This window comes from Streptomyces sp. NP-1717, assembly GCF_022695985.1.
In the GTDB taxonomy this organism is placed as follows: Bacteria; Actinomycetota; Actinomycetes; order Streptomycetales; family Streptomycetaceae; genus Streptomyces.
The window spans coordinates 1-10,745 of record NZ_JAAPBF010000244.1 but is presented as its reverse complement, the minus strand read 5'-3'; the positions used below and the strand labels follow the sequence as shown (position 1 = coordinate 10,745).

Here is a 10,745-nt window from a genome sequence, read left to right as displayed (position 1 = left end):
GGCGGCGGCCGGCTGCTGGCCCTGGCCGTCGGCCGGGCCGCCCGGCTGCTGGCCGGGGGTGCCCGGCAGTTGGTGCGGCGTGGCGCCGGGCCCGGTCGGTACGCCCGCGCCGGCCGGGGCCGCCGCCCCCGCGGCGCCGGTGGCCGTCTGGCCGGGCTGGGTGGCCGTGGCGGCTCCGTCGGCCCGAACCCGTACGCCGTCCGGAGTGCCGGTCAGCGGGGCCTGGATCGCGCTGGCCATGTGCCGGGCCACCGCTTCCTGGATCCCGGCGGCGAACTCGCGGGCCTGCGGCACACCTTGGTCGCCCAGGAGCTCGGCGAGCCCGCCCGCGTAACCCTGGCCGACGGCACGCACCTTCCAGGCGCCCTGCCTGCGGTAGAGCTCCAGGGCGATGACGGCGGACTCCGCCTCGAGACCGGTGATGGTGAAGCTGGCGATCTCCGTGCCGTCGGTGGCGGTGACGGCGGCGAACGGGGAGGCGGTGGTGCCGAACCTGGCCGGTCCGCCGACCCCTTCGGGGAGCGCGAGCAGTATGTGCACGAGATGCGCGCGGTCGGGCACGGCCTCCAGGTCGACGTGGAACCGCAGCCCGGCGGCGGCCTGCCGGGACACCTCGATGCCGGGGAGGGTGGACGAGCCGGGGTGGGCGATCCACTCGGTACCGAGGACCCTGCCCCGTTCGTCGCCGAGGGTGGCGCACGCCAGGACCGGCGCTCCGGCCGTCACCCGGATCTCCAGTCGGCTGTGGGGCAAGGGATGGTTCTGCCCCCGGACCAGTTCGGCCGTCATCGCCTCTGTCCCCTCGTCGGTCACGCGTGGTGCCCCGTAGTGATGTCGTTCGTGGTGTCGCGTCGCCGCGCCGGGCTGTTCGTCGTGCGGTGCCAAGCGGTGCAGCTCCCGGCGGCCTTGCCTCCGGGAGCTGCGCGTGCGCTGGCGGGTGCCGTGCCTACAGGTGCGGCAGGATCGCCGGCATCAGGTCCTGGAACGTCCGGCCGTTGGCCGGGTTGCCCAGGGCGGTCATCTGCCAGCCGGATCCGGCGCGGTGCACCTTCGCCATGATCTGTGCGGTGTACTGGCCGCCGCCGTCGAGCGTGTAGCGGGCGAGCTCGTCGCCGTTGGTCTCGTCGACGATGCGGCAGAAGGCGTTCTGCACCTCCTGGAACGTCTGGCCGGTGAACGAGTTCACCGTGAAGACGATCTGGTCGATGTGCACCGGAACCCGCTGCAGATCGACGAGGATCGCCTCGTCGTCGCCGCCCTGTCCGGCGCCGCCGACGAGGTTGTCGCCGGTGTGCCGTACGGAGCCGTCGTCGCTGACAAGGTGGCGGAAGAAGACGACGTCGACCGGCTGCTTGTCGGCGAAGAGCACGGCCGAGGCATCCAGGTCGATCTCACGGGTACGGGACCCGAACAGACCACGGCGCGGGGCGGCCTGCCAGCCGAGCCCCATGCGCACCGCGGTCAGCGTGCCGCCGCCCCTCTTCTCCAGGCTGATGGCCTGACCCTTGGTCAGGTTGACCCCAGGGCCCCCGGGCGCACTGCCCTTGGATACGTCCACCACGCGCTGTCCCCTCTCGGAAGTTCCCCCGCAACCGTCCATGTGTGCGGTTGTCCAGTACCCTACGCAGTCACTCGGACAGCGCAGGAGACTTCGGCCGTTTTTGTGTCGGTCTTGCAACACACCACGCCACACCGCGTCAGGCGAGTCCCACTTCCCTCATCTGCCGCAGCTCCTTCTTCAGTTCGCTCACCTCGTCGCGCAGCCGCGCGGCCACCTCGAACTGCAGATCCGCGGCCGCCGCGCGCATGCGCTCGGTCATCTCCTCGATGATTCCGGCCAGTTCGGCCGCGGGCCGGTCGGTGACCACCGCGCCCGCCTTGCCCGCCTTGCCCGCCCGGCCGGAGAGCGCGGGCACCGGCGCCTTCGCCGGCTTGCCCTCCTTGCCCTGGCGGTAGCCCGTGCCGAGCAGCGCCTCGGTGTCGACCTCCTCGCGCGCGATGGTCGCGACGATGTCGTTGATCTTCTTGCGCAGCGGCTGCGGGTCGAGACCGCGCTCGGTGTTGTACGCGATCTGCTTCTCGCGGCGGCGGTTGGTCTCGTCGATGGCCTGCTCCATCGCCGGGGTGATCTTGTCCGCGTACATATGGACCTGGCCCGAGACGTTTCGCGCCGCGCGGCCGATCGTCTGGATCAGCGACGTGCCGGAGCGCAGGAATCCCTGCTTGTCGGCGTCGAGGATCGCCACGAGCGACACCTCGGGGAGGTCGAGACCCTCACGGAGGAGGTTGATGCCGACGAGGACGTCGTACTCCCCCGCGCGCAGCTCGCGCAGCAGCTCGATACGGCGCAGTGTGTCGACGTCGCTGTGCAGATAGCGGACCTGCACGCCCAGTTCGAGGAAGTAGTCGGTGAGGTCCTCGGCCATCTTCTTGGTGAGGGTGGTGACCAGGACGCGCTCGTCCTTCTCGGTGCGGGCGCGGATCTCGTGCACCAGGTCGTCGATCTGGCCCTCGGTGGGCTTGACGACGACCTCCGGGTCGACGAGCCCGGTGGGGCGGATGATCTGCTCCACGTGGCCGTCGCCGCGGGAGAGTTCGTACTTGCCCGGGGTGGCCGACAGGTAGACGGTCTGGCCGACGCGCTCCAGGAACTCCTCCCACTTCAGCGGGCGGTTGTCCAGCGCGGAGGGCAGCCGGAAGCCGTGGTCCACCAGCGTGCGCTTGCGGGACGCGTCGCCCTCGTACATCGCGCCGATCTGCGGCACGGTGACGTGCGACTCGTCGATGACCAGCAGGAAGTCCTCGGGGAAGTAGTCGAGGAGGGTGTTGGGCGCGGTACCCGGCGAGCGGTCGTCGAAGTGCATCGAGTAGTTCTCGATACCGGAGCAGGAGCCGATCTGGCGCATCATCTCGATGTCGTACGTGGTGCGCATGCGCAGCCGCTGGGACTCCAGGAGCTTGCCCTGCTTGTCCAGCTCGGCGAGGCGCTCCTCCAGCTCGCGCTCGATGCCGTTGACGGCCTTCTCCATGCGCTCCGGACCCGCCACGTAGTGGCTGGCCGGGAAGACGTAGAGCTCCCGGTCGTCGCTGATGATCTCGCCGGTGAGGGGGTGCAGGGTGGACAGGGCCTCGATCTCGTCACCGAACATCTCGATGCGGACGGCCAGCTCCTCGTAGACCGGGAAGATCTCGATGGTGTCGCCGCGGACCCGGAAGGTGCCGCGCGTGAACGCCATGTCGTTGCGGGTGTACTGGATGTCGACGAAGCGGCGCAGCAGCTCGTCCCGGTCGTACTCCTCGCCGACCTTCAGCGGCACCATCCGGTCCACGTACTCCTGGGGCGTACCGAGACCGTAGATGCAGGAGACGGAGGCGACCACGATCACGTCACTGCGGGTGAGCAGCGAATTCGTCGCCGAATGGCGCAGCCGCTCGACCTCGTCGTTGATCGAGGAGTCCTTCTCGATGTAGGTGTCCGACTGGGGGACGTACGCCTCGGGCTGGTAGTAGTCGTAGTACGAGACGAAGTACTCGACGGCGTTGTTGGGCAGCAGCTCGCGGAACTCGTTCGCCAGCTGGGCCGCCAGCGTCTTGTTCGGGGCCATCACCAGGGTGGGGCGCTGAAGCTTCTCGATCATCCAGGCCGTGGTGGCCGACTTGCCGGTGCCCGTCGCACCGAGCAGCACGACATCCTGCTCACCTGCGCGGATGCGGCGCTCCAGGTCCGCGATCGCCGTCGGCTGGTCGCCGCTGGGCTCGTAGGAGCTGATGACCTCAAAAGGCGCCGAAGTACGTTCGATCTTGGAAACTGGCCGCATGCATCCACCGTACGACCACCCACTGACAGTCGGGTGTGGATCACCAGTCGTGGACGCCCCGCGACCCGCCCCCGGACGGCCCGGAGACCGCCTCGTCGGCGCTCTGCCCGTACGTGGGCTCCGGCCGGGCCCGCTGGGCCGGTACACCGGGCAGGGCGCGCCCCTGGGGGCCACGGCCCCGCCCCGGCCCCCGGGGCGGGGCGGGCGGCCCCTGGCTGCCGGTGACCATCAGCGGGTCGAAGATCACCACGACGGCCGCGAGCAGCAGGAAGACGCCGGGCCCCACCAGCATGGGGCCCAGCAGTGTCGCCGCCGATTCGGCGCCTTCGGCTCCCTCGGCGACGGCGCCGGGAGGGTTCAGGTGGACGTGCACGGCGGCCATGCCCATGTAGTGCATCCCGGTCACGGCGACGCCCATCGTCACGCTGGCCGCCAGGCTCATGAGGAGGCTGTGGAGGGACGCGGCGGCCCAGAGCGCGGTGGTGGCAGCGACGACGGCGATCACGACGGAGCCGCCGACGGTCAGGGTGTCGTACTCGACGCGGCCCTCCAGCCGCATTCCGGCCATTCCCAGGTAGTGCATGCTCGCTATGCCGAGACCGGTGACGGTACCGCCGGTGATCAGGGCCATCGTGGTCGTGCCGCGGTAGCCCACGATGAAGATGCCGACGCCGACCATGACGATCGCGAGGGCGAGGCTGGCGAAGGTCGTGGCCGGGTCGTAGGCGACCGGGGTCTCCGCCACGGCGAAGCCCATCATGGCGATGAAGTGCATCGTCCAGACGCCCGAGCCGATCGCGACGGCGGCGAGCACGAGCCAGCCGGCCTTGCGTCCGGGTTCCGGTGTACGCAGGGATCTGATGGCGCAGCGCAGGCCCAGAGCGCCGCCGAGACAGGCCATGAGGAAGGCCGCCACGGGGGTGATCAGGCCGTAACTGAATCCGTCGGTGGTGCCCTGCATGCGGTACGCCCTTCGCTCCTGGGGAGCCGTCTGCCGAAGCGTTGGTTCGGGGGCGAGGGTATGGCCAGCGGCACGGCAAGCAAACATCAGGCCACCGTTTTGTCGACTTGGAGACCGCCTCCGGGGCCTGCCCGGGCGCATTCCGTTCACGTTGTGGCCAACCTTCGCCTGTCGCGTGTTGGCCGCCGGCTGTCACTCTCGGCCCGTCTGTGATCGATCGACGCAAGGAGTCCACGTGTACGCACGCACCTCAGTGACCACGGCCGTCGCGCTGCTGGGAGCCGCCGCGCTGGTCCTGCCCGGGACCACGTCGGCCGCCGCGCCGCGCGTCACGGCCCCGGAGACGTCCCCCGTCTCCGCCCGGCACGGCGCCGATCCGCTGGTCATCGCGCACCGCGGCGCCTCCGCCTACGCGCCGGAGAACACCCTCGCAGCCGTCGACAAGGCCGAGGACCTGGGCATCGACTGGGTGGAGAACGACGTCCAGCGTACGAAGGACGGCGAGTTGGTGGTCCTGCACGACACCGACCTCAAGCGCACCACCGACGTCGAGCAGGTGTTCCCCGACCGCGCTCCGTGGAATGTGAAGGACTTCACCGCCGCAGAGATCGCACGGCTGGACGCGGGCAGCTGGTTCGGCGCCGAGTGGGCGGGCGCGCGGGTGCCGACGCTGAAGCAGTACCTGGACACCGTCGAGGAGAACCGGCAGAAGCTTCTTCTGGAGATCAAGGCGCCCGAGCTCTACCCGGGCATCGAGAAGGACATCCTGCGGGTCCTGCGCGCCGAGGGCTGGCTGGACCGCGCGCACGTGCGGAACAAGCTCGTCATCCAGAGCTTCGGCGCGGACAGTGTGAAGGCCGTGCACGAGCAGCGGCCCGACGTGATCACGGGTTTTCTCGGTACGCCGGCGGTGGCCGACCTGCCGTCGTACGCGAAGTTCACCGACCAGATCAACCCGCATCACTCCTCGCTCACCGCCGAGTACGTGGCCGCCGTGCACCGGCTGAAGGGCGCGAACGGCAAGCGGCTCCAGGTCAACACCTGGACGGTCAACGACGCCGCGGGAGCGCTGCGCGTGGACGGGTTCGGTGTGGACGGCATCATCACCAACAACCCCGACGTGGTGCGGGACGCGGTGGGCTGACGAGCGGGGCCGGTGCGGGGTCGAGGACCGTTGTCAGACCCTGGCCGTAGCGTTGTCGGCATGGACAGCAACGCGCAGTCGGTGGAGTGGGCCGTCGTCGGAAGCGACATCGGCCCACTGCTGCTGGCCGCCACCGGTGAAGGACTTGTGACAGTTGTCTTCCACGCCACGACGGAGCGCCGGGAGGCGGCACTTCGGCAGCTGAGGGGCCGGCTCGGCGCCGAGCCCGTCGAGGATCCGGCGGGCCGGCTGGCCGAGCCGATACGTCAGCTGACGGCCTTCTTCGACGGCACCCTGCGGGAGTTCGCGCTGCCGCTGGACTGGTCGCTGTCGGGCGGCTTCAACCGGCAGGTGCTGCGCGAACTGGCGGCGGGCGTTCCGTACGGCACGGTCGTCGGGTACGGGGATCTGGCCGACCGGGTGGGCAGTCCGGGCGCGGCACAGGCGGTCGGCGCCGCGATGGGGTCCAACCCCCTGCCGATCGTCGTGCCGTGCCACCGGGTGGTGGAGAGCGGCGGCAAACTGGGCGGCTTCGGGGGCGGTCTGGAGACCAAGCGCCAACTGCTGGCGCTGGAGGGCGTGCTGCCCGCGCCGCTGTTCTGACGGCCCGTCCCCGCTCCCGGCGGCGGGGGGACGTTTGCGGGGCCCTGTCCCGTGCCAGGGATGGGACATGCCTGACACGACACTGCTGCTGTCCCCCGAGGTCCGGGACGCGCTCGACGCGCACCGGCCCGTCGTCGCCCTGGAGTCGACGATCATCGCGCACGGTCTGCCGCGACCGCGCAATCTGGCCGTCGCCGAGGAGCTGGAAGCACTGGTGCGGTCAGGCGGCGCCGTCCCCGCCACCGTCGCCGTGCTGGACGGCCGGGCCCATGTGGGCCTGGACAAGGACCAGTTGGAGCGGATCGCGGGAGACCCCTCCGTCCGCAAGCTGGGCCACCGCGATCTCGCGCCGGCGCTGGCCACAGGAGCCAGCGGGGCGACGACGGTGTCCGCGACGGCGTTCCTCGCCGCCCGCACCGGTGTCCGGGTCTTCGCGACCGGCGGCCTGGGCGGCGTCCACCGCGACTGGGACCGGGCGCAGGACGAGTCGGCGGACCTGCGGCTGCTCGCCGAGACCCGGATCACGGTGGTCTGCGCGGGCGTCAAGTCGATCCTCGACGTACCGGCGACCCTGCAGCGCCTGGAGACCCTGGGCGTCGGGATCCTCGGGTACGGCACGGAGCACTTCCCCGGCTTCTACCTGACGTCGTCCGGTGAGCCCGTCGACTGGACCGTGGACTCCCCGGAGGAGGTCGCGGCGGTGATGGCGGCCCAGGACGCGCTCGGCGGGCCGGAGGCCGCGCTGATCGTCGCCAACCCGGTGCCGGAGGCGGAGCAGCTCGATCCCCGGCTGCACGACCGGGTGCTCGCCGAGGCGCTGGCGCAGTGCCGGGAGCGGGGTATCGGCGGGCAGGCGGTGACACCGTTCCTGCTGGGTGAGCTGATGCGGCGTACGGACGGCGCCTCCCTGGAGGCGAATCTGGCGGCCGTACGCGGCAATGTGCGGCTGGCGGCGCTGATCGCGGCGGCGCGGTGAGCGCTCCGGGCCCCGCCGGTGGCGCCCGGGCCGCCGAGGACCCCGGCCCCGGTGGCGGCGCGGGTGCGCTGCTGATCGTCGGTGACGTCGTCACCGACGTGGTGGCCCGGCACCGTACGCCGCTCGCGCACGGCACGGACACCGCCGCCGAGATCCGCACCCTGCCGGGCGGCGCCGGGGCCAACGCGGCGTGCTGGGCGGTGTCCTCGGGATGCGCGGACGTCCGGCTGCTCGCCAGGGTGGGCGCGGACTCCGCGCGCTGGCACGCGGCGCAGCTCGTATCGGCGGGCGTCCGGCCGCTTCTCGTCGTCGACGACGAAGCGCCGACCGCCACCGTCGTCTCGCTGGTCGACGCCTCCGCCGAACGCACCTTCCTGACCGACAGCGGGGCCGTCCTGCGCCTGGACAGCGCCGACTGGTCGGCCTCGCTGCTCGACGGGGTGGGGCGGCTGCACATCTCCGGCTATCTCTTCTTCGCCCCGGTGAGCCGCCGAGCGGTGCGGGCCGCCGTGGAGTCGGCGACGGCGCGCGGCGTCCCGGTGAGCGTGGACCCCGCGTCGGCGGGCTTCCTCGCGCACCTCGGCGCCGACCGGTTCCTGTCGGCGGCCGACGGGGTCGGCGTACTCCTGCCGAACGCGGACGAGGCCCGGCTGCTCACCGGAGTCCCGGACGCGGAGAAGGCGGCGGCCGAGCTGAGCCGCCGGTTCCCGCTGGTCGTGGTGACGCTGGGACCGGACGGCGCGCTGGTGGCGGCGGACGGCGCGGTGACGGCGCGCGTGCCGCCCGAGTCCGCGCGGGCCGTCGACTCCACCGGGGCGGGCGACGCGTTCAACGGCGGCTTCCTGGCGGCCCTGTTGGCGGGCGCCGACCCGGTGACGGCCGCCGGGGCCGGCTGCCGCGCCGGGGCCCTGTCGGTCGCGCTGCCCGGCGGACGGCCACCGGCACCGTGACACCTGGCGACGGCCACCGCGCGGACGCGGTTCAGGCCGGCGGGAGCGCCCAGGCCGGGTGGCGCGGATCGTCCGCCCGCACGACGACGTCGGCCGCCTCCGCCGGGCCGACCTCCCGCTCGTACCGCTCGAAGGCGGGCAGTGTCCACCGCTCGCTCTCATCGGTACGACGGCGGAGCGCGGCCGGCGACAGCCGCAGATGCACCGTGAGGTCGAACGGGAACCAGTGTCCGAGCAGCAGCGGGCCGTGCACCACCAGCACGCCGCCCGGCGGGAGTTCGACCCGCTCGCTGCGCGTCGCGCGGTCGGTCGCCGGATCCCACAGATCGGGCAGCACCCGGCCGGTCCCGCCCGCCTCCACCGGCCCGAACACCTCCCGCCACAGGGCGCCCGTGTCGAACCAGCCGTCGTAGTACGAGTCGGGGTCGTGCCGCCCGTACTCGTACCGCAGCGACGCGGGCCGCAGGAAGCCGCCGGTCCCCACGACCAGCACCGAGCGGCCCCGGAGCCGCAGCGCGTCGGCGAGCGCCCCGGCCGGTACGCCGGGCTGCGCGGCGGGCGCGCCGTCCACGGCGATACGCACCCAGGGACCGCCGTCGCCGGCCTCGGTCTCCAGCACACGCCCCGCCAGCGCGTCGGTCAGCCGCTCCCAGGTGATCGCTTCGAGTCTCACCGTCCCATCATGGTCCAGCGGTGGGTCCCCCGGGCCACGAGAGCTTCCTCCCGCGGCTACGCGGGGTCGTAGTCCTGGATACGGCGGCCGTGGCCGCGGTAGGTCAACGCCGGGAGCCTGGGGTTCAGTTCCCCGACGATCCGCGATACGTCCAGCGTCAGGAGCCTGCGGTCGCGCATCAGGACCTTCCCGTCGACGATCGTGGTCAGCACATCGGCGGAGCGCGCGCTGTACACGAGCGTCGCCGCGTGGTCGTGCACCGGCTGGGTGTGCGGTCCGGTGAGGTCCACCAGGATCAGATCGGCGCACCGTCCCGGAGCGAGGGCGCCCACCCGGTCACCGAGACCCACCGCGCGGGCGCTCTGGGTGGTGGCGTGGTCGAGTGCCTGACGGGCGGTCAGCCAGGCGGGGTCGCGCTCCGACGACTTCTGGGTCAGCGCGGTGAGCGTCATGCTCTCCCAGACGTCGAGGGTGTTGTTCGACGCCGCCCCGTCCGTCGCCAGACCGACGGGCACACCGATCGAGGCCAGCGCGCGCAGCGGTGTCGGGTCCCAGCCGAACTTGAGATAGCCCTTGGGCGCGGTGGCGAACGCGACGCGCCCCGTGCCGCGCCGGAGTACCGCGAGGTCGCCGTCGGTCAGGCCGGTGCCGTGGGCGATGAGCACGTCGACGTCGAGCAGTCCGGCACGGTGCAGGGTCTCGATGGGCGTGCGGCCGGTCGCGGCGACGGCGGCAGCCGTCTGCGCCTTGTTCTCCGCCGCGTGAATATGGACCAACAGACCGTGTTCGCGGGCCAGTTCGGCGGTCGCGGCCAGATCACCGTCATCGACCGTGTACGGGGCGTGCGGCGCCAGGGACGTGGTGATGCGCCCGCCTGCCGCGCCCCGCAGCCGGAGCGCGTGGTCGATGGACCGCTCCAGACCGGCGGCGCCCTCGCTGGAGAAGTACCCCTGGCCGAGGTTGGCCCGCAGCCCGCTCGCCTCGGTGGCCGCGGCGACCCTGTCCATGGCGAAGTAGTGGTCGGCGAAGGTGGTGACGCCGGCCCGGATCATCTCGGCACAGGCGAGCAGGGCGCCGAGTTCGATGTCGCGGTCGGTGAGGTTGGTCTCGATGGGCCAGATCCAGTCGTTGAACCACTCCTCGATCGGCAGGTCCTCGGCGATGCCGCGCAGGGCCACCATCGGTGTGTGCGTATGGCAGTTGATCAGTCCGGGCATGGCGAGCAGCCCCCGCGCGTCGATGCGCTCGACGGCGGGCAGATCGGCGACGGCCTCGGGGGTGGTGATCGACTCGATGAGACCGTCGCGTACGACGATCGCGCTGTTGCCGAGAAAGCCGATGTCCCCCGCGGTCGCGCTAGGGGTGGGGGTGGCGGGATCGCTCGGGTCCATGGGGTCGGCGGCGTCGCCGGTGCCGCCGGTGCCGCCGTGCGTCAGCGTGGTGCAGCCCGTGATGACGATATCGGCGGGCCGGCTCTCGGGAGCGGTGGTCATCGCAGCAACGTACTGCGCGCGAGGTGCGGCGGCCTTGCGCTCGTGCGGGTGGTTTCCGGCCCGGGTACGTGTTCCGGCGGGGTCGCGTTACGGGCGCTTGCCACAGTGAATCCGCACGTGACAGCCC

At 72.0% G+C, this 10,745-nt stretch carries 10 protein-coding genes; 4 read left to right on the top strand and 6 right to left on the bottom strand.

Annotation, left to right across the window (positions count from 1 at the left end; translation table 11 throughout):
• The 4 genes from GXP76_RS30715 to GXP76_RS30700 all read right to left on the bottom strand — a co-directional run.
• On the bottom strand, positions 1–789 hold a 789-nt coding region (locus GXP76_RS30715), incomplete at its 3' end, for a TerD family protein (RefSeq protein WP_242574892.1).
• Between the two features lie 157 nt (positions 790–946).
• Positions 947–1,513, bottom strand: coding sequence for a TerD family protein (locus GXP76_RS30710; protein ID WP_242574891.1), 567 nt, complete (start codon positions 1,511–1,513; stop codon positions 947–949).
• Positions 1,514–1,697: 184 nt separating this feature from the next.
• Positions 1,698–3,818 carry an excinuclease ABC subunit UvrB gene (gene uvrB, locus GXP76_RS30705; protein ID WP_242574889.1) on the bottom strand — a complete coding sequence of 707 codons (2,121 nt, stop codon included), beginning with the start codon at positions 3,816–3,818 and terminating at the stop codon, positions 1,698–1,700.
• 40 nt (positions 3,819–3,858) lie between these two features.
• On the bottom strand, positions 3,859–4,779 hold the full coding sequence (locus GXP76_RS30700; RefSeq protein WP_242574888.1) for an MHYT domain-containing protein: 921 nt from the start codon (positions 4,777–4,779) through the stop codon (positions 3,859–3,861).
• Positions 4,780–5,014: 235 nt separating this feature from the next.
• On the opposite strand from GXP76_RS30700, the gene GXP76_RS30695 reads away from it, so the two are divergent.
• The 4 genes from GXP76_RS30695 to GXP76_RS30680 all read left to right on the top strand — a co-directional run bounded on the left by GXP76_RS30695 (position 5,015) and on the right by GXP76_RS30680 (position 8,452).
• Positions 5,015–5,923, top strand: a complete 909-nt coding sequence (locus GXP76_RS30695) for a glycerophosphodiester phosphodiesterase family protein (protein WP_242574887.1) — start codon at positions 5,015–5,017, stop codon at positions 5,921–5,923.
• A gap of 60 nt (positions 5,924–5,983) precedes the next feature.
• Positions 5,984–6,526, top strand: a complete 543-nt coding sequence (locus GXP76_RS30690; RefSeq protein WP_242574886.1) for a methylated-DNA--[protein]-cysteine S-methyltransferase — start codon at positions 5,984–5,986, stop codon at positions 6,524–6,526.
• 67 nt (positions 6,527–6,593) lie between these two features.
• Positions 6,594–7,502, top strand: coding sequence for a pseudouridine-5'-phosphate glycosidase (locus GXP76_RS30685; protein ID WP_242574885.1), 909 nt, complete (start codon positions 6,594–6,596; stop codon positions 7,500–7,502).
• Positions 7,499–8,452, top strand: a complete 954-nt coding sequence (locus GXP76_RS30680) for a carbohydrate kinase family protein (protein ID WP_374363192.1) — start codon at positions 7,499–7,501, stop codon at positions 8,450–8,452. The genes GXP76_RS30685 and GXP76_RS30680 overlap by 4 nt, the downstream gene beginning before the upstream one ends.
• A 31-nt stretch (positions 8,453–8,483) precedes the next feature.
• Here GXP76_RS30680 and GXP76_RS30675 read toward each other — a convergent pair whose 3' ends face one another.
• Together GXP76_RS30675 and GXP76_RS30670 are read right to left on the bottom strand one after the other, a co-directional pair.
• Complete coding sequence (locus GXP76_RS30675; RefSeq protein WP_242574884.1) at positions 8,484–9,125, bottom strand: uridine kinase; 642 nt, start codon at positions 9,123–9,125, stop codon at positions 8,484–8,486.
• A gap of 56 nt (positions 9,126–9,181) precedes the next feature.
• Positions 9,182–10,618, bottom strand: coding sequence for an amidohydrolase (locus GXP76_RS30670; protein ID WP_242574883.1), 1,437 nt, complete (start codon positions 10,616–10,618; stop codon positions 9,182–9,184).
• Positions 10,619–10,745 lie beyond the last annotated feature (127 nt).

Coding starts and splice junctions, on each gene's coding strand:
- GXP76_RS30685 (WP_242574885.1), top strand. CDS start 6,594: ATGCCTGACACGACACTGCTGCTGTCCCCCGAGGTCCGGGACGCGCTC.
- GXP76_RS30670 (WP_242574883.1), bottom strand. CDS start 10,618: ATGACCACCGCTCCCGAGAGCCGGCCCGCCGATATCGTCATCACGGGC.
- GXP76_RS30700 (WP_242574888.1), bottom strand. CDS start 4,779: ATGCAGGGCACCACCGACGGATTCAGTTACGGCCTGATCACCCCCGTG.
- GXP76_RS30690 (WP_242574886.1), top strand. CDS start 5,984: ATGGACAGCAACGCGCAGTCGGTGGAGTGGGCCGTCGTCGGAAGCGAC.
- uvrB (WP_242574889.1), bottom strand. CDS start 3,818: ATGCGGCCAGTTTCCAAGATCGAACGTACTTCGGCGCCTTTTGAGGTC.